The organism is Kocuria turfanensis (assembly GCF_001580365.1).
Classification (GTDB): domain Bacteria; phylum Actinomycetota; class Actinomycetes; order Actinomycetales; family Micrococcaceae; genus Kocuria; species Kocuria turfanensis.
Window position 1 is genome coordinate 3,075,604 of record NZ_CP014480.1, and the last position, 18,602, is coordinate 3,094,205.

At 75.3% G+C, this 18,602-nt stretch carries 15 protein-coding genes; 10 read left to right on the forward strand and 5 right to left on the reverse strand.

All coding sequences use genetic code 11. The features are described 5' to 3' along the window. Positions 1-3: 3 nt before the first annotated feature. Positions 4-1,428 carry a dihydrolipoyl dehydrogenase family protein gene (locus AYX06_RS14170; protein ID WP_062736318.1) on the reverse strand — a complete coding sequence of 475 codons (1,425 nt, stop codon included), beginning with the start codon at positions 1,426-1,428 and terminating at the stop codon, positions 4-6. 150 nt (positions 1,429-1,578) lie between these two features. Between AYX06_RS14170 and AYX06_RS14175 the strand changes: the two genes are divergently transcribed. The 4 genes from AYX06_RS14175 to AYX06_RS14190 are packed head-to-tail and all read left to right on the forward strand — an operon-like array spanning position 1,579 to position 5,237. After that, positions 1,579-2,220, forward strand: coding sequence for an ABC transporter permease (locus AYX06_RS14175; RefSeq protein WP_062736319.1), 642 nt, complete (start codon positions 1,579-1,581; stop codon positions 2,218-2,220). Further along, the gene (locus AYX06_RS14180) at positions 2,213-3,451 is read left to right on the forward strand and encodes an ABC transporter ATP-binding protein (RefSeq protein WP_062736320.1); all 1,239 of its coding nucleotides are present in this window, start codon (positions 2,213-2,215) and stop codon (positions 3,449-3,451) included. The genes AYX06_RS14175 and AYX06_RS14180 overlap by 8 nt, the downstream gene beginning before the upstream one ends. Next, on the forward strand, positions 3,448-4,260 hold the full coding sequence (locus tag AYX06_RS14185; RefSeq protein WP_084271644.1) for an ABC transporter permease: 813 nt from the start codon (positions 3,448-3,450) through the stop codon (positions 4,258-4,260). The genes AYX06_RS14180 and AYX06_RS14185 overlap by 4 nt, the downstream gene beginning before the upstream one ends. After that, positions 4,257-5,237 (forward strand): glycine betaine ABC transporter substrate-binding protein, encoded by a 981-nt coding sequence (locus tag AYX06_RS14190; protein ID WP_062736322.1) that lies wholly within the window; start codon positions 4,257-4,259, stop codon positions 5,235-5,237. The genes AYX06_RS14185 and AYX06_RS14190 overlap by 4 nt, the downstream gene beginning before the upstream one ends. Here AYX06_RS14190 and AYX06_RS14195 read toward each other — a convergent pair. The 4 genes from AYX06_RS14195 to AYX06_RS14210 all read right to left on the reverse strand — a co-directional run bounded on the left by AYX06_RS14195 (position 5,195) and on the right by AYX06_RS14210 (position 11,132). Further along, on the reverse strand, positions 5,195-5,857 hold the full coding sequence (locus AYX06_RS14195; protein WP_062736323.1) for a hypothetical protein: 663 nt from the start codon (positions 5,855-5,857) through the stop codon (positions 5,195-5,197). The genes AYX06_RS14190 and AYX06_RS14195 overlap by 43 nt on opposite strands. A 52-nt stretch (positions 5,858-5,909) precedes the next feature. Then, positions 5,910-6,581: a hypothetical protein gene (locus AYX06_RS14200; RefSeq protein ID WP_147017525.1), complete on the reverse strand. Its 672-nt coding sequence runs from the start codon at positions 6,579-6,581 to the stop codon at positions 5,910-5,912. Further along, positions 6,578-10,195, reverse strand: coding sequence for a TM0106 family RecB-like putative nuclease (locus tag AYX06_RS14205; protein ID WP_062736325.1), 3,618 nt, complete (start codon positions 10,193-10,195; stop codon positions 6,578-6,580). Before AYX06_RS14205 ends, AYX06_RS14200 begins: the two co-directional genes overlap by 4 nt. 409 nt (positions 10,196-10,604) lie before the next feature. Then, complete coding sequence (locus AYX06_RS14210) at positions 10,605-11,132, reverse strand: inorganic diphosphatase (RefSeq protein WP_047804724.1); 528 nt, start codon at positions 11,130-11,132, stop codon at positions 10,605-10,607. A gap of 208 nt (positions 11,133-11,340) precedes the next feature. On the opposite strand from AYX06_RS14210, the gene dacB reads away from it, so the two are divergent. From dacB to ftsH, 6 genes are all read left to right on the forward strand, one after another. Then, positions 11,341-12,768, forward strand: a complete 1,428-nt coding sequence (dacB, locus tag AYX06_RS14215) for a D-alanyl-D-alanine carboxypeptidase/D-alanyl-D-alanine endopeptidase (RefSeq protein ID WP_186815624.1) — start codon at positions 11,341-11,343, stop codon at positions 12,766-12,768. 46 nt (positions 12,769-12,814) lie between these two features. After that, entirely contained in the window at positions 12,815-13,972 is a 1,158-nt protein-coding gene (locus AYX06_RS14220; protein WP_062736327.1) for a zinc-dependent metalloprotease, read from the forward strand. A 162-nt stretch (positions 13,973-14,134) separates the two neighbouring features. After that, positions 14,135-14,614 carry a hypothetical protein gene (locus tag AYX06_RS14225; protein ID WP_062736328.1) on the forward strand — a complete coding sequence of 160 codons (480 nt, stop codon included), beginning with the start codon at positions 14,135-14,137 and terminating at the stop codon, positions 14,612-14,614. Beyond that, positions 14,611-15,741 (forward strand): tRNA lysidine(34) synthetase TilS, encoded by a 1,131-nt coding sequence (gene tilS, locus AYX06_RS14230; protein WP_062736329.1) that lies wholly within the window; start codon positions 14,611-14,613, stop codon positions 15,739-15,741. The genes AYX06_RS14225 and tilS overlap by 4 nt, the downstream gene beginning before the upstream one ends. After that, entirely contained in the window at positions 15,731-16,282 is a 552-nt protein-coding gene (hpt, locus tag AYX06_RS14235; RefSeq protein ID WP_047804729.1) for a hypoxanthine phosphoribosyltransferase, read from the forward strand. Before tilS ends, hpt begins: the two co-directional genes overlap by 11 nt. Before the next feature lie 204 nt (positions 16,283-16,486). After that, complete coding sequence (gene ftsH, locus AYX06_RS14240; protein ID WP_062736330.1) at positions 16,487-18,595, forward strand: ATP-dependent zinc metalloprotease FtsH; 2,109 nt, start codon at positions 16,487-16,489, stop codon at positions 18,593-18,595. The last annotated feature ends 7 nt before the right edge of the window (positions 18,596-18,602 follow it).

Below are 18,602 nucleotides of genomic sequence, written 5' to 3' on the forward strand. Positions count from 1 at the left end.
GGCTCACAGGCCGTACTCCTCGAGCAGGCGCAGCCACACCTCGCTGATCGTGGGGAAGACGGGCACCGCGTGCCACAGCCGCTCCAGCGGCACCTCGCCGACCACGGCCACGGTCGCCGCGTGGAGCAGCTCCGTCACGTCCGGGCCCGCGAAGACCGCCCCGACGAGCGTGCGGCGGCGCCGGCCGACCACCAGGCGGGCCCAGCCGCGGTAGCCGTCCCGGTGCAGGGAGGCCCCCGCCACGTCGATGTCGTGCTCCACGACGTCCACCTCCAGCCCGTCCGCGCGGGCCTGCTCCGCGGAGCGGCCCACGGAGGCCACCGCGGGGTCGGTGAACACCACCTGCGGCACGGCGCAGGCGTCGGCGGTGGACGCGTACCGCGACCACGCGGGAACGGAGTCCCCGAGCCGCCCGGCGGCGCGGGCCACGACGGCGTCCCCCACGGCCCGCGCCTCGTACTTGCCCTGGTGGGTCAGCAGCGGGCCGCCCGCGGCGTCCCCGGCGGCGTACAGCCACTGCTCCTGCGGGCCGGCCACCCGCCCGGAGTCGTCGACCCGCAGCGCCGCGGGGTCCAGGCCGAGCTCCTCGAGCCCGAGGCCGTCCAGGGCCGGGCGCCGTCCGGTGCTCACCAGCAGCCGCTGCGCGGAGACCGTCCCGCCGTCGTCGAGGACGAGCTCGATGCCGTCCCCGCCGCGCCGGACCCGCTCCGTGCCCCGCCCCTCGAGGACGGTGACTCCCTCGGTCTCCAGCGCGTCGGCCACCAGCCGTGCGGCCGGTCGCGGGAACGCGCCCAGCAGCCGGCTGCGGGCGACCACGGTGACCCGGGAGCCCAGCCGGGCGAAGGCCTGCGCCAGCTCCGTGCCGGACACCCCGCCGCCGAGCACCGCGAGGGAGCCGGGGACCTCCCGGGCGGCGGTGGCCTCCCGCGTGCCCCAGAACGGCGCGTCCGCCAGCCCCGGCACCGGGGGCACGGCCGGGCGCGAGCCCGTGGCCAGCACCACGGCGTGGCGGGCCGCGAGCCGCCGCACGGCCCCGTCCCCGGTGGTCACCTCGACCTGCCGCGGCCCGGCCAGCCGCCCCCGTCCCCGGACCAGCTCCACGCCGGCGCCGGCGAGCCACTCGGCCTGGCCCGAGTCGTCCCAGTGCGCGGCGAAGCCGTCCCGGCGGCGCAGCGCCGCGGCCGCGTCCGGGGCCCCGGTGACGGCCTCCGCGGCCCCGCCCACCCCGCGGGCGGCCGCGACCGCAGCACCCGGGCGGAGCAGCGCCTTGGAGGGGACGCAGGCCCAGTAGGAGCACTCCCCGCCCACGAGCTGCGCCTCCACGAGCGCGGCCCTCAGTCCGCCCCGCACCACGCGGCCGGCCGCGTTCTCGCCGACCGGCCCGCCGCCGATCACCACCACGTCGTACGTCTGCGGGGTCCGTGTCATCCCCCGAGTCTGCCAACGGCGGGGGCACCGGACAACCGGCCCCGCACCGCCCCTGGGGGGTGACCCGGACCACGCCGGGGCAGATCCCGGTGATAGGGTTTCCGGCAGACCGGGTGACCACGTCATCGCCGACGAGCCGAAAGGCGTGCCGTGATCGAGTACGTGTCCGACCGGTGGGAGCAGATCCTCTTCGCCAGCTGGCAGCACTTCTCCCTGGTGGTCCAGTGCCTGGTGCTGGCCACGGTCCTCGCCGTGGCGCTGGCGGCCCTGTGCTACCGCTCGCCCCGGCTCACCACCGTGGCCAACAACGTCTCCGCCGTGGGCCTGACCATCCCCTCCTTCGCCCTCATCGGCCTGCTCATCGCCCCGCTGGGCTTCGGGGTGCTGCCCGCGGTCGTGGTCGTCACCTTCTTCGCCGTGCTGCCGGTCCTGCGCAACGCGGTGGTCGGCCTGGCCGGCGTCCCGCCGGCCACCGTCGAGGCCGCCCGCGGCCTGGGCATGAGCCGTGCCGCCACGTTCCTGCGGGTCGAGCTGCCGATGGCCTGGCCGGTCATCCAGGCCGGCATGCGCGTCTCGGCCCAGATGGTGATGGGCGTGGCCGCCGTCGCCGCCTACGTCCTCGGCCCGGGCCTGGGCGGCTTCATCTTCTCCGGCCTGTCCCGTCTCGGCGGCGCCAACTCCCTGGCCTCGGTCCTCACCGGCGTCGTGGCGGTCGTCGTCGTCGCCCTCATCCTGGACGGGCTGCTCGTGCTGCTCGGCCGACTCACCACATCGCGAGGTATCCGTGTCTGACTCCGCCCCCCGCACCGCCTCCTCCGTCACCGGGGCCCGGATCCTGCTGGAGAACGTCTCCAAGCGGTACCCCGGGCAGGCCAGGGCCGCCGTGGACGGGCTGACCCTGGAGATCCCCGCGGGCAGCACCGTGATGCTCGTGGGACCCTCCGGGTGCGGCAAGACCACCACCCTGAAGATGATCAACCGGCTCATCGAGCCCTCCGAGGGCCGGATCGTGATCGACGGCCAGGACGTCACCTCGATGAACGGCGACGAGCTGCGCCGCGGCATCGGCTACGTCATCCAGGCCGGCGGGCTGTTCCCGCACATGAGCGTGGCCACCAACATCGGCATGGTCCCGAAGATGCTCGGCTGGGACCGGGCCCGCATCGCCGCGCGCGTGGACGAGCTCCTGGAGCTCGTCTCCCTCGACCCGGCCGTCTACCGGGACCGCCATCCCCGGGAGCTCTCGGGCGGGCAGCAGCAGCGCGTGGGGGTGGCGCGTGCCCTGGCCGCGGACCCGCCGGTGCTGCTCATGGACGAGCCCTTCGGCGCCGTGGACCCCATCACCCGGCAGCGCCTGCAGGACGAGCTCATCAACATCCAGCACGAGCTGCAGAAGACCATCGTGTGCGTCACCCACGACTTCGACGAGGCCGTGAAGCTGGGCGACTGGATCGCGGTCTTCGACGAGGGCGCCCGGGTGGTCCAGTACGACGCCCCCGAGCGGATCCTGGCCGAGCCCGCCGACGAGTTCGTGGAGGACTTCATCGGCACGGGCGCCGGCCTCAAGCAGCTGACCCTCACCCGGGTCCGGGAGGTGGACCTCGTGCCCGCCGTGACCGCCCGGCCCGGCGAGGACGTGCAGGCGGTGCTCGCCCGCGGCGAGCAGGCCGGCACCCGGGACGTCGTGGTCCTCGACGACCGGGACCGCCCGCTGTCCTGGCCCGCCCGCCGCCAGCTGGAGCGCTTCAGCACGGTCCCCGGCGAGCGCAACGAGCGGCTGCCGCTGGTCGGCACGGGCGCCACGCTCAACGACGCCCTGGACACGATGCTCGTCTCGAGCACCGGGGCGGCCCTCGTGGTGGGGCCCCGGGACCGCTTCGAGGGCGTCATCTACGTGGAGACCGTCATGGCCGCCATCACGGAGGCCCGCCGCGCCGTGGACCCGGAGGACGCGCCGCTGGGGCACAACACCGGGGAGATGCCCACGGTGAGCCCGGCCGGTCCCGGCGGTGAGGGCCGATGAGCGCGCAGACGGAACGGCCCGCGACGGCCGGCCCGGAACCCCAGGACGGCCCGGTGGCCCCGGACCCCTCCGCCGACGTCGACCGGAGGACCTGGCGCGGGCTGCTCCTGCAGCCCGTGGCGATCCTCGCGGCGCTGGGCCTGCTGGGGCTGTGGCTGTCCACCGCGGAGCTGACGGAGACCGAGGCGGTGACCCTGCGCCCCGGGGCCCTGTGGGACCTCACGGTGCAGCACCTGCAGCTGACCGTGGTGGCCACCGTGGTGGTGCTGCTGGTGGCGGTGCCGGTGGGGATCCTCCTCACCCGCGCGCCGCTGCGCTTCCTCACCGGCCCGGTGATCACCGTGGCGAACATCGGCCAGGCCGCCCCGGCGGTGGGGCTGATCGTGCTGTTCGCGTTCTGGCTGGGCTTCGGCTTCCAGGCGTCCGTGGTCGCCCTGATCGTCTACGCGATCCTGCCCGTGCTCAAGAACACCATGGTCGGCCTCGACGGCGTGGACCGCAGCCTCGTGGAGGCCGGTCGCGGGATGGGCATGAGCGCGCTCGCGGTCCTGCTCCGCGTCGAGCTGCCGCTGGCGGTGCCGGTGATGCTGGCCGGGGTGCGGACCGCGCTGATCCTGGTGGTCGGCACCGCCACCCTGGCCACCTTCGTCAACGGCGGGGGACTGGGGCTGCTGATCACCACGGGCGTCAACCTCAACCTCGTGCGGGTGCTCGTCGCCGGCTCGATCCTCGTGGCGCTGCTCGCGCTGAGCATCGACTGGATCGGCCGCGTCGTGGAGCACGTCGCGCGCCCGAAGGGACTGCGATGAGAACCCCACGCTGCGCGGGCGCCGCCCTGCTGCTCTCCGGCGCCGCGCTGCTGCTGGCCGGCTGCGGGCTGGAGCCCTCCACCGCCTACGTGCCCGCCGCCGAGCCCGGCTCCATCCAGCCCGTCGAGGGCGCCGAGGGGACCGAGGTGAAGGTGACGTCCAAGAACTTCACCGAGCAGCTGATCCTCGGCAAGATCGCCGTGCTGGCCGTGGAGGCCGCCGGCTTCGAGACCGAGGACCTCACCAACGTGCCCGGCTCCCAGCCGGTGCGCGAGCTCATGCTCTCCGGGGGTGCCGACCTGACCGTCGAGTACACCGGCACGGCGTGGCTCACCTTCCTCGGCCACGAGCAGGGCATCCCGGACCAGCAGGAGCAGTGGCAGGCCGTGCACGACGAGGACCTCGGCAACGGGCTGACCTGGGGGGCGCCGGCCGCGCTCAACAACACCTACGCCATGGCCGTGCGCTCGGAGTACGCCGAGGCCCACGGGCTGCGGACGGTCTCGGACATCGCCGAGCTGCCGGTGGCGGAGCGCACGTTCTGCGTCGAGGCGGAGTTCAACTCCCGCAGCGACGGGCTGACCCCCCTGCTCGCCCACTACGGCCTGGACCGCGGCAGCGAGGTGCCGGAGGACAACATCGGCATCTACGACACCGGGGCGATCTACTCCGCCACGGACAGCGGCGAGTGCAACTTCGGGGAGGTCTTCTCGACCGACGGCCGCATCCCCGCCCTGGACCTGACCGTCCTCGAGGACGACCGGCAGTTCTTCCCGGCCTACAACGCCGCCCCGGTGTTCGGCACGGACCTGCTGCAGCGGTTCCCGGCCCTGGAACAGGTCCTGGAGCCGATCTCCCAGGCGCTGACCGACGACGTGATGCAGGAGCTCAACCGGCAGGTGGACGTCGACGGGCGGGACCCGGCCGACGTCGCCTACGAGTGGATGCTCTCCGAGGGGTTCATCGTCGAGGCCTGAGCCCCCGGGCCGGTCCGGGGCGGTTCGCACAGCTCCAGCAGCCGCGCCGCGGCGGGGCGGGCGTCCCACTCCTCCTGCCACAGGGCGCGCGCCACCGCCTTGGAGACCGCCTGCGGGGTGATGCCCAGCTCCCCGGCCACGATCTTCTGCTGGCCGCGCGCCCCGGGGACGAGCAGGTCCACGACGCGCCACTCCGCCGCCGTGCGCTGGGCCACGATCCGCCCCAGCAGCCGCAGCACGGCCTGGGCCCGGGCCGCGGCCGCGGCGTCCTCCGCGGCCACGCACACCGGGACCCGCCCGGTCCGGGCGGCCGCCGCCGCCGCGTGGTGGGCCTGCACCGTGCCGGGACCGTCGGCGCGCAGACCCGATCGGCCGTCGGCGCCGGTCACGGTCTCGAGCCCGACCGGGCCCACCCCGATCCCCACGCTCCACGCCTCGCCGCGCAGCCCGGCCAGGGCCGCGGCCACCGCCGCGGCCGGGTCCGCGGTGATGCCCTGCACCGCGTGGGCCCGGGCGCACTGGAAGGGCACCACGGTCCCGAGGTCCCCGAGCCGGCGCAGCAGCGCCGGCGCGAGGTCCCCGGCCTCGCGGCGGCGCTGGTCCAGGCTCACGACGTACACGCTCCCAGTATCGGTCACCGCGGCGGCCCGGTCCCGGCGGCGCGGCCGGGACTCACTCCCAGAACCGCGGCTCGATGTCCGTGCCGCGGGCGAGCAGCTCGTCCTCCAGCGGCTCCCGGCAGATCAGGGGCAGGCGCAGGCAGCCGATCCGGTCGTCGGGGTCGAAGTAGGCCGTGAGCCGGTCGAAGCCCTGCCGGAACCGGGAGAGCTCCTTGGCCGTGGCGGCGACCTCCGTGAGGTCGGCGTCGGAGGCGAGCACCCAGAAGGACGCCGGGTCGGTGAGCTGCAGCAGCCCCACCGGCCCCCCGGCGTCGTTGTTCTCGGTGCCGGCCCAGCCGGGCACGCGCAGCCAGCCGCCGGGTTCGGCCGCGCCCAGGGCCGGCGCCACGGGATCGTACTCCCACGCCCGGGCCCGCTGCAGCCACCACGGCGGGGCGGGCAGGTAGAGCGGGCCGTCCAGGTCCACGGGCCAGCGCGCGGCCGCGAAGGCCCCGGCGTCGACCCGGTCCCAGAAGTGCTCCGCGGTGAGGTCGGTGCCCACGCTGTTCAGGGCCGCGCCCGGGTCGTCCCGCTGCATCCCGTGCCAGTAGGTGGGACGGGTGGCCACGCCCGCGCCCCGGAGCAGGGCGTCGAGCTCCTCGAGGTGGGCCGGCTCCCCGAGCACCACCGTCCGGCTCTCGAAGTGCAGGACGTAGGGCACGCGGGCCGAGCGCTCGCCGCTCACGGCGATCCCGGACCCGCCCCGCGGCGGCACAGCCGGGTGAACCGGCCCAGCAGCTGCAGGCCCTCCGGGGTGGCGGGCAGGTAGTCCGTCAGGGCGGGGGAGCGCACGAGCACGGCGCACCACTGCCCGCGGGAGACCGCCACGTTGAGCCGGTGGGGGGACAGCAGGAACTCCATGCCCCGGTGGCCCTCGGCGGAGGAGGCGGCCATGGACACGATCACCACGGGGGCCTCCTGCCCCTGGAAGCGGTCGACGGTGCCCACCCGGACCCCGGCGCCCTCCTCGTCCCGCAGCCCGGCCGCGCGCAGCTCCTGGGCCACGAGCTCGACCTGGGCGTTGTAGGCCGCCACCACGAGCACGTCCGCGGGGGTCAGCGCCACGGGCGCGGCGTCCGGGCCGGCCCGCCACGGGGTGCCCACGAACTCCCGGGCCAGCGCCACGACCTGCCGGGCCTCCTCGGGGGAGGCCGTGCGGTTGCCGGCGTGCTCGACGTAGCAGGTGCGCAGGCCCGGGGGCACACCGGTGAGCTCCCGCCGGGCCGCGGCCGGGGCGGAGCCCAGCCGCCCGGCGTAGGAGAGCTCGGAGACCGGCTCGCACAGCTCGGGGTGCATCCGCCAGGTGCGGTCCAGGAAGTAGCCGTACTCGGCGGGCAGCGTGGGCGACCCGTGGGAGAGCCAGCCGAGCGCCGACTCGTCGACGGGCAGGGGATGGGTGCCCTGCGAGACCTGCGGCAGCTGCTGGGGGTCCCCGAGCAGCAGCAGCCGGCGCGCGGCGCGGGACACGGCCAGGGTGTTGGCGAGCGAGTACTGCCCGGCCTCGTCGACCACGAGCAGGTCCAGGGCCTCGTCCTCGAGGTACGCGGCGTTGGAGAAGTCCCACGCCGTGCCGCCGACCACGGCGCCGCCCTCGGCGAGGAAGGCGGCGAAGTCCCGGCCCGCGAGCGTCCGCCAGGGCCCCTGCCCGTGCGCGGGACGCCCGGCCGGCGCCTTCTTGCCGACGCGCTCGGCGGGCACACCGCCCTTCGCGATCACCCCGCCCAGCAGGTTCTCCACGACCGCGTGGGACTGGGCCACCACGCCGATCCGCCACCCGGCCTCCACGAGCCGGCCGATGACGTGGGAGCCGAGGTGCGTCTTGCCGCTGCCGGGAGGGCCCTGGACGGCGAGGAAGGTGCGGTCCAGCGCGCGCAGGGCCTCGACCACGGCGTCGATCGTGCCGCCGGGGCCCGGGACGGGCAGCTCCCCGCCGCCGGCCGGTCGCGGCGGCTCGCGCAGGAGCAGCCGCAGCCCCGGCAGCTCGGGCAGCTCCGGCAGGGCGTCGGCGGTGCGGGCGGCCAGCGTCTGCAGCGACTCCTCGAGGGAGGCGGTGGCGATCGGCCGCTCCGGGGTCAGCGCCAGGGGCAGCTCGGCCCAGGGCTCCGGGGCGGGGGCGCCGCGGGGCGTGCGCAGCCGCTCCCGCACGGTGAGCACCGCCGTGCCGTCCTCGCGCTCGTCGAGCTCCTCCAGGGCGGCTGTCCAGTCCCCGGCCCGGCCGCTGCCGCGTCCGGCGGCCTCCTCGGCGAGGTGGGCGGGAACGGGCGGGCCGTACACCAGGAACAGCCCGGTGGCCCCCGGCCGGAGCGTGGAGCCCTCGCCGAACCGGCCCGCCAGGCGCAGCAGGCGGGTGGGCGCGGCGCTGCCGCGCTTGGCCGGGTCCTTCGCCCAGTCCTCCAGCACCTCCGCCCGCTGCACCACGAACACGTCGCGGGTGTCCTCCCAGTCCTCGACCGGGCCCTCCAGGCAGTCGAAGTGGGACCACCAGTACTGCTTGCGCTCACGGCGGTGGTAGCCGGTGGCGGAGGCGACCATCGCCACGGCGGTGCGCTGCCGGGGCCCGAGGCCGGCGGCGGCCTCCGGGCGGTCCAGGAACTCGCGCAGCCGCTGCTCCGCGTCCGTCATCGCGGTCCCGGGCAGCTCCTCGGCGGGCCCGGCCGGGGCCGGGGCGGGCCGGTGCCGCGCGGGGTCGGGGGAGATCCCGGCGAGGCCGAGCAGCCAGTCCCGCAGCCGCAGGGTGGAGAGACAGTCGTAGGCGTTGTAGTCGGCGATGCCCGCCAGGATCCGGTCCGCCTCCTCCGCCCGCCCGGCGTCCCGGGCGGCACAGGAGTCGGCGTAGGCCACCACCGACGCCCCGGCGTCCACCACGTCCCCGGTGCGCAGGTGCCGGCCCATGTACAGCGGCTCCAGCTTCTTGATGGAGTAGGAGTTCTCGGACAGCCGCAGGCTTCCCCGCACGGTGTCGTAGAGGTCCACCAGGACGTTCTCGCGCAGCAGCCGGTCCACGGCGTCCTCGCCCACGGCGTGGACGAGGGAGAGCCGGCGCAGGGCCGCCTTCTCGTAGTCGGCGTAGTGGTAGACGTGCATCCCGGGGAAGCGCTCCCGGCGCTCGGCCACGTAGTCCAGGAACTCCCGCAGCGCGGTGCGCTCCTGGTCCCGCGAGTGGGCCCAGAACGGCCGGAAGACGGGCTCGGCGCCCGGGACGGGGGGCTGTTCGACGACCCCGAAGAGGTACTCGAGCCCCCAGGACGCCGGGTCCCCGGGATCCTGCCACAGGGGGTCGCCCTCGAAGTCGAAGAACACGTCCCCGGGATTCGGGGCGGGCAGCCGCCGCAGCGGCTCCGTGGTGGTGACCCGGTAGGCCGTGCGGTGGGCCCGCCCGTCCTTCACCCACTCGACGGCCCCGTCCTCACCGCCGCGGCCCGTCTGCATCGCGGCCTGGTCCCGCAGCCTGCGGACCGCGGCCGGCAGCCGCGGGTCCGCGAGCCCGGCGAGCTCGTCGACGGTGCGCACCCCGTGCCGCTCCCGCAGCGTGCGGCGCATCCGCACGGACATGCCGGCGGTCAGCAGCAGGTCCCGGTGCTCGGCGACGGCCCGCGCGCAGTGCCCGCAGCGCCCGCAGCGGCCCACGCGGTCGTCGTGCCACTGGACGGGACCGGTGCGCGCCCGGTGGGCGGCGGCGGCGGCCACGAAGCGCTCCCGGCGCTCCCGGTAGACGGCCAGGTGCTCGGCGACGGGGAAGACGGCCTCGCGCTGGTCGCCCAGGACCAGCGTGACCTCCGGCGCCACGGGAGCCCCCGCCCGCTCGAGCTGGTCGGCGTAGGCGGCGAGCTGGAGCAGGGCGGTGACCTTGGCGTGCCGGGCGAGCTTGGTGTCGTGGACGGCGTAGGCGCCGTCCGGGCGGCGGACGAGGAAGTCGGCGCGGCCGTGGAAGCCGCCGTCGAAGAAGGAGGCCTGGAAGACGACGTCCGCCCCGGCGCGGAGGGCGGCCAGGGACTCCGCGTGCTTGGCCGCCAGCCCGGCCCGGTCCGTGCCGCGGGCCGGCTCGACCTCGTAGACGCCGCGGCCGGTGGCGGGGTCCCAGGCGCCGAACGCCGTCCGGTGGGCGGCGAGGACCCGGTGCTCGTGGGCGTCGCCCAGGGCGGCCGTGCGGGTGCGCATCGCGTCGCGCTCCTCGGGGCGCCGCGGCGCCCGGCCGAGCAGCTCGTCCAGAACGCTCAGGCTCGCGAACGGGCACTCGGCCGCGCGCACCAGGTCGCTCGCGGAGAAGACGAGGTCCGCCTCGGGGCCCAGCAGGAACATGCGCATCCTTCCGACGGGACCGGGGCCGTCCCGGGTCCGGGACCATCGAACCACAGGGGCCGGACGGCGTAGGACGGGGCGGACCGGGATCGGCCGGCAGGTCCTCGGACCTGCCGGCCGACTCCCGGCGGCGGCGGAACCGGTCCGCCGGGATGGGCCGGGAGAGATCGGTGGATCGCGGCGCGGGTGGGGGGACCCCCGCCGCCACCGGGCACCTCTCGGGTGCTCACCGGCGATCTCGATCCCGGCCGGCGGCCCGGATGCCATGGGGGGATGCATCCCGGACCGTCGGGCCGGCTGAGCCGGCCGATCCCAATATAACGAAATTCATGGATTTGCCACAGGGGTCGCGACGCGGCGGGGGCCGGGGACCGGTGTGGTCCCCGGCCCCCGCCGGTGCGCCGTCCGCTCAGTCGGTGGACGCGGCCTTCTCCTCCGCCTCGGCGGCGGACTCGTAGTGCGACTGCTCGAAGCGCTCGAGGGCCTCCGTGACGAGGCGCTCGGCCGTCTCCCGGCCCTCCCAGCCCTCGCCCTTGACCCACTTGTTCGGCTCGAGGTCCTTGTAGCGCTCGAAGAAGTGCTGGATCTCCTTGAGCTTGAACTCGTCGATGTCGTCCAGGCCCTGGATGTGGTCGTAGCGCTTGTCGGTGGACACGCACAGGATCTTCGCGTCCCCGCCGGCCTCGTCGTTCATGTTGAACACGGCGATCGGGCGGGACTCCACGAGCACGCCCGGGACGATCTCGAAGTCCAGCAGCACGAGGGCGTCCAGGGGGTCGCCGTCCTCGCCCAGGGTGTCCTCGAAGTACCCGTAGTGCGCCGGGTACTGCATCGAGGTGAACAGCACGCGGTCCAGGCGCAGGCGGCCGGTCTCGTGGTCGATCTCGTACTTGACGCGCGATCCCCGGGGGATCTCGATGGTGACGTCCAACTCCATGGTGTTTCTCCTCGTGCGTGCGAAGGCCGGCCACCCCGGGTCGTCCGGGGCGGCCGGACAGGGCTGACAGCGGCCGGGCGCGGCCGCACCACCCGGCAGGGTGGGGGCAGATCCGCCCCCACGATAACCGCGGCCCCGCGGGCGGCGGTAACCGCCCGGGCGCGGGACACGCCGGGACGGACCCGCCGCGCGGGCCACAATGGGCACCATGCACACCCCCCGGCGCCCCGCGCCCGGCCGCCGGCGCCGGGTCCTGGCCACCCTGCTCCTCGCGCTCGGCGCCGGCCTGGCCGGCTGGTCCCACCCGAGCTGGCTCCCTGCGCTGCACCTCGGAGGAGCCGTGCCGCCGGCGGCACGGGCCCTGCCCTCGGCCGCGCCCACCCCGCACGGCGCCGTGCCCCCGGACCCGGGGGCACCGCTGCCGTCCGCCGCCGAGGTGGCGGCGGCGGTGGGCCCCGCCCTCGACGGCGCCTCCGCCGATCGGCGCTCCGTCCTGGTGGCCGATGCCCTCACCGGTGCCCCGCTGCACGAGCAGGACCCGGACACCGCCCTCGTGCCGGCCTCCAACCAGAAGCTGGTCACCCTGCTGTCGCTGCTGACCCACGCCGACCCGGGGGAGCGGCTGCGCACCGCCGTCGTCGCCGGGGAGGAGCCGGACACGGTGGTGCTCGTCGCCGGGGGCGACACCCTGCTGCGGCCCGGCCGCTCCGACCCGGAGGCGGTGCAGGGCCGCGCCGGCGTGCGGACCCTGGCCCAGGACACGGCCCGCGCGCTCGCCGCCCGGGGGGCGAGCGCGCCCAGCACCGTGCGGTGGGACGCCGGGCTCTTCCCGGGCCCGGCCCTCAACGAGGCCTGGGCCGCCGGGGACGTCGCGGCCGGGCAGATCGGGCCCGTGGCCCCCATGGCGTTCTGGTCCCACCACGTGCCGGCCGGGGACCTGGCCTCGCCCGTGCGACCCGACGACGCGGCGGCGGACGTGGCCGCGGTCTTCGCCGCCGAGCTGCGGGCGGCGCTCGCCGCCGAGGGGGTCGCCGCCCCGCCGTTGCGGCTCGTCCCCGGACCGGCGCCCCGGGGGGCGGCCGAGCTGGCCGCGGTGGAGTCCGCGACCCTGGCCGAGCAGGCCGAGCTGATGCTCCAGGACTCCGACAACCACCTCGCCGAGGTCCTGTCCCGGATCGCGGCCCGGGCCGCGGGCCACCCGGGCAGCATCACCGGCGGACGCGAGGCCGCGGCCGAGGCGCTCGCGGCCCGGGGGGTCGACCCGGCAGGCCTCGTGCTCTCCGACGCCTCCGGGATGTCCCTGGACAACCGGATCCCGGCCCGCGCCCTCGAGCAGGTGGTGCGGGCCATGGCCGTGGACGATACCGGCGCGCTGGCCCCCGGGGCCCGCGCGCTGCCGGTGGCCGGCGGGTCCGGGACCCTCGCCGACCGGTTCGACGACGAGGCCGGGACCGCGGCCCGGGGGCTGACCCGGGCCAAGACCGGCACGCTGAACACGGTGGTCTCGCTCAGCGGCCACGTCAGCACGCGGGAGGGGCGGCTGCTCACGTACTCGGTGGTGCTCAACGAGGTCGCGGACCCCTCCGCCGCGCGCGACGCCGCCGACCGCGCGGTCGCGGCCCTCGCCCGACTGTGACGCGGGCACGGCGGCAGCTCCCAGGAGCGTGTGGTTGCATGAGGCCATGACCGCAGCACACCGCACCCCGGAGACCGGGGCGCCCTCGGAGGCGCCGGGGATCGTCCGCTGGGACCTCGCCGCCGCCGCCGCCGCACGGATCACCCCGCCGGGGCCGAAGATGTCCGCCGGCGCCATGCAGGCCGCGGTCGCCTCGATGCGCCGCCACGCCGAGGCGTCCGTGGACCACGTCCACCGCATCACCGGGCTGGAGGCCGCCCGGGACCTGCGCGACTCCACGGTCCTGGTGGTGGACCGCGCCGGGTGGTCCCGTGCCAACGCCCAGACCTTCCAGCTGCTGATGGAGCCGGCGGTGGAGGCGCTGCGCCGCCGCCGTCCGGAGCAGTTCGGGGCCGCCGCCACCGCCCTCGGCGGAACGGCCACGGCGATGGAGATGGCCGCGGTGCTCGGCTTCCTGTCGTCGAAGGTCCTCGGCCAGTACGACCCCTACGCGGGACTGGTCTCCGCCCTCGCCGCGCAGCGCCACCCGGGCGGGCGACTGATGCTCGTGGCCCCCAACATCCTGACCGTGGAGCGGGAGCTCAACGTGGAGCCCGAGGACTTCCGGCTGTGGGTCTGCCTGCACGAGCAGACCCACCGGGTCCAGTTCGCCGCGGCGCCGTGGCTGCGCGCGCACATGATGGAGCAGATCGACGAGCTCGCCGACTCGCTCATGGGCCAGGCCGAGACGCTGGGCGCCCGGCTCACGGAGGCCGTCCGGTCCCTGCCGGGGCGGGCCACCGGCCGCGGGGAGCCCCAGCCCTCGCTCGGCGTGGTGGGCCTGCTGATGGGCCGGCGCGAGCGGGAGGTGCTCTCCCACCTCACCGCCGTGATGAGCCTGCTCGAGGGGCACGCGAACTTCGTGATGGACGGGGTGGACGCCTCGGTGGTGCCCACCGTCAAGACCATCCGGCGGCGCTTCGAGCGCCGCTCGGAGCTGCAGGGCAGCCTGGACCGCTTCGTCCGGCGCCTGCTCGGCATGGACGCGAAGATGCGCCAGTACAGCGACGGCCAGCGCTTCGTCTCCACCGTGGTGAAGGCCGTGGGGCTCGAGCAGTTCAACCGGATCTGGCAGGCCCCGGAGCACCTGCCCACGGAGGCCGAGATCCACGCCCCGGAGCGCTGGATCGAGCGCGTCCTGGGCGCCGGCGCGCCGCCGCGCTGAGCCGTCCGCGCCCACGGTGCCGGAAAATGTGCTACACCTCGCCGACCCCGCGCTGACATGCAGTTTCATCGAGTTTTCGGGGTGCACGGACCGGCGTGCCGGCGGCGGTCACAGGCCGACACGCGGTAGGTGAGGATCACCTTTGTGTGACAGTATTTTTACGTGAGCACAGAGAATATCGAACAGCAGGTCAAGCTGTACGGCCAGCCCCTGTCGGAGCGCTTCAACACCGTGGTGCAGGCCTACGGCATCACCCAACGGCGCCTGGCCGAGGTCCTGGGCCTCTCCGCCCCCATGCTGTCACAGCTCAACAGCGGCCGCCGGATCAAGATCGGCAACCCCGCGGTCTACGAGCGCCTCGTGATGCTGGAGCAGCGCATCGGCACCCCGGACATCGAGGAGACGCTCTCCGCGGTGGAGGCCTCGCAGCCGGTGCTGTCGACCACGCAGATCCAGGCCGGCATCCACAGCGAGACCAACGCCGTGGCCGCCCTGGCCCACGTGGTCCCGCAGCGGGAGCTGGAGGCCGCCCTCGACCTGCTGGGCGACACCGCCCCGACCCTGGCCAAGGTCGTGCGCCTGGCCGTGCGGGAGGCCCAGAACCAGCAGGCCGCGAGCGCCCGCGAGGACGCCCGCCGGTGACCCAGTTCGCCCGCCGCGGCCGACTGTCCCCGGACGTCGCCGCGGGGCGCCGCCGTGTGCTCGCCGCCGTCCGGGAGCACGTCCCCCGCCCCCGGCAGGAGCCGCCGCTCGTGCTGGTCGCCTGCAGCGGCGGGCCCGACTCCCTCGCCCTGGCCGCCGTGGCGGCCCACTTCGCCCGCCGCGGCACGCTGCGCGTGGGCGGGGTGGTGGTGGACCACCGCCTCCAGGAGGGGTCCGCCGCGGTGGCCGAGCGCACCGCGCGCACCCTCGAGGACCTGGGGCTGGCCCCCGTCGTCGTCACCGCCGTGACCGTGCACCCGGGCGGCGGCGGGCCGGAGATGGCCGCCCGCACCGCCCGCTACGCGGGGATCGCGGAGGTCGTGGCGCGCACGGGCGCGGACGCCGTGCTGCTCGGGCACACCCTCGACGACCAGGCCGAGTCCGTGCTGCTGGGCCTCGCCCGCGGCTCCGGCACCCGCTCCCTCGCCGGGATGCCCCCGGCGCGCGAGCTCGACGGCGTGACCTACCTCCGGCCCTTCCTCGACCTCTCCCGCGAGCAGGCCCGGCGGATCTGCGCGGCCGAGCAGCTCGAGCCCTGGCACGACCCCACGAACCGGGACACCTCCCTGATGCGCTCCCGGGTCCGCCACCGGGTGCTCCCCCTGCTGGAGCAGGAGCTCGGGCCCGGCCTCGCCCGCGCCCTGGCCCGCTCCGCGGCGATCCTGGGCCCGGACGCCGACTACCTCGACGGCGCCGCGCGGGAGCTGCTCGAGCGGGCCCGCGCCGCCGCCCCGGAGCTGCCGGGCGCGCTGGCCCTGGACCTGGCGACCCTGCGGGCGGCCCACCCCGCGCTGCGGCGCCGCGCCCTGTCCGCGGCCGTGGTGGCCGCCGGCGGGGAGACCCCCGCCCACGAGCGCCTCGGCGCCCTCGACGCCTTCGCCGAGGAGCACGGGGCCGCGGGGCCCGTGCAGATGGCGGGTAAGGTGTCCGTGTGGCGCCGCCGCCCGCCGGCAGGCACCCGTGGTCCGGGACACCTGGAGCTGCTCCGCCCGCGCACCGCGGCCGGGGCGGGCGCCGCCGGCCCGCATCCTATTGACGCATCACACGAGGAGCGCCGTGAAGGCTGAGGACGTCCAGGGGGACCTCACCGAGGTCCTGTTCAGCAAGGAAGAGATCGAGGCGAAGATCGCCGAACTGGCGGCGGCCGTCGACGCCGACTACCAGGGGCGGGACGTGCTGCTCGTGGGCGTGCTCAAGGGCGCGGTCATGGTCATGGCCGACCTGTGCCGGGCGCTCCAGGGCCAGTACCCCATGGACTGGATGGCGGTGTCCTCCTACGGCTCGGGCACCAAGTCCTCCGGCGTGGTCCGCATCCTCAAGGACCTCGACACCGACCTCTCCGGGCGCGACGTCCTGATCGTCGAGGACATCATCGACTCGGGGCTGACCCTGTCCTGGCTGCGCGCGAACCTGGAGTCCCGCCGCGCCGCCTCCGTGGAGGTCTGCGCGCTGCTGCGCAAGCCGGAGGCCGCGAAGACCTCCATCGACGTGAAGTACGTCGGCTGGGACATCCCCAACGAGTTCGTGGTGGGCTACGGGCTGGACTACGACGAGAAGTACCGCAACCTCGACTGCATCGCCACGCTCGCCCCGCACGTCTACGCGTGACCGGAGTGCCCGGCGGACGTCCGCCGGGCACTCCCGCCCGCCCGCGTCCGAGCCGGCTGTCCGCTGACAGGGAACTCCCGGCCCGTTCCGGGGGAGACCCGCCGTCCGGGCTGTACATTGAAGGTCTGCGTCCCCTGGACCCCCGGCCCTGGGCGGGCCCCGGCTCGAGGGGCCCGGACAACCATCCACGGGAGGATCAGCGGCTTGGCCACGGCGAAAAAACCCAACAACTTCTTCAGAGGACCCTGGTTCTGGGTCCTTCTGGCCGTTCTGGTCCTCTTCCCCGTCGTGGGCTCCCTCACGACCGGCGCCGGCAACCGCGTGGACACCAACGTCGGGCTGAAGCTGCTGCGCGACGGGCAGGCCTCCGAGGCCAAGATCTACGACGGCCAGCAGAAGGTCGAGCTCCAGCTCGAGGAGGACCTCAGCCTCGACGGCCGTGACCTGGGGCGCAACGTCGAGTTCTACTACGTCACCCCGCGCGGCGAGGAGGTCGTCGACGCGATGAACGCGGCCGACCTCCAGGGCTTCACCGACCAGCCGGTCGAGTCCAACTGGTTCACCAGCCTGCTCGGCTTCCTCCTGCCGTTCCTGATCATCCTGGCCATCTTCTGGTTCGTCTTCTCCCGGATGCAGGGCGGCGGCTCGCAGGTGATGCGCTTCGGCCGCTCCCGGGCCAAGATGTTCGACAAGGACAACCCCACGGTGACCTTCGCCGACGTCGCCGGGGCGGACGAGGCCGTCCAGGAGCTCGACGAGATCAAGCAGTTCCTGGTGGAGCGCGACCGCTTCACCGCCCTCGGCGCCAAGGTCCCCAAGGGCGTGCTGCTCTACGGCCCGCCCGGCACCGGCAAGACCCTGCTCGCCCGTGCGGTGGCCGGGGAGGCCGGAGTGCCCTTCTTCTCCATCTCCGGCTCCGACTTCGTGGAGATGTTCGTGGGCGTGGGCGCCTCCCGCGTCCGCGATCTGTTCCAGCAGGCGAAGGAGAACGCCCCCGCGATCATCTTCGTGGACGAGATCGACGCCGTGGGCCGCCAGCGCGGCGCCGGCATGGGCGGCGGCAACGACGAGCGGGAGCAGACCCTCAACCAGCTCCTGGTCGAGATGGACGGCTTCGACGCCACCACCAACGTCATCCTCATCGCCGCCACCAACCGCCCGGACGTCCTCGACCCGGCGCTGCTGCGCCCGGGCCGCTTCGACCGGCAGATCGGCGTGGAGGCCCCCGACATGAAGGGCCGCCTGCAGATCCTGCGGGTGCACGCCCAGGGCAAGCCGCTGGCGGACAACGTGGACCTCGCCGGCGTGGCCAAGCGCACCCCGGGCTTCACGGGCGCCGAGCTCGCCAACGTGATGAACGAGGCGGCGCTGCTCACCGCCCGGTCCCACGCCCAGCTCATCGACGACCGCGCCGTGGACGAGGCGATCGACCGCGTCATCGCCGGTCCGCAGAAGCGCAGCCGGATCATGAAGGAGCTCGAGCGCAAGGTCACCGCCTACCACGAGGGCGGGCACGCGCTCGTGGCCGCGGCCCTGCGCAACACGGACCCGGTCACCAAGATCACGATCCTGCCCCGGGGCCGCGCCCTGGGCTACACCATGGTCATGCCCCTGGACGACAAGTACTCGACCACCCGCAACGAGCTGCTCGACCAGATGGCCTACGCCATGGGCGGGCGGGCCGCCGAGGAGATCGTGTTCCGGGACCCCTCCACCGGCGCCTCCAACGACATCCAGAAGGCCACCGACACCGCGCGCAAGATGGTCACCCAGTACGGGATGAGCGCCCGGGTGGGCTCCATCAAGCTGGGCGGGGACAGCTCCGAGCCGTTCCTGGGCCGCGACGCCGCCGGCGGGGGCCGGGAGTACTCCGAGCACACCGCCGCCATCGTGGACGAGGAGGTGCGGGCGCTGCTCGACCAGGCCCACGACGAGGCCCACCAGATCCTGATGGACAACCGCCCCGTGCTCGACCGCCTCGCCCTGGAGCTGCTCGAGAAGGAGACGCTGAACGAGGCGCAGGTCGCGGAGATCTTCCACGACATCCGCAAGCGGGACCTGCGCCCGGTGTGGCTGTCCAAGGACACCCGCCCGCTCTCGGAGGACCCGCCGGTGGTCACCCAGGCCGAGCGCGAGGAGGCCCGGCGGATCCACGCCCAGGACCCCGCGACGCTGGCGCCCCAGGACCAGGCGGCCGCCGCGAAGCCGGAGCACCCCCTGGAGGTCCCCGAGCGCGGCCACTCCGTGCCGTCGGGGGAGGGCGCCGGGTCCTCGAGCGCCGCGGGGACCGCCCCGGGCGCCGGCACGGACTGAGCCGGGC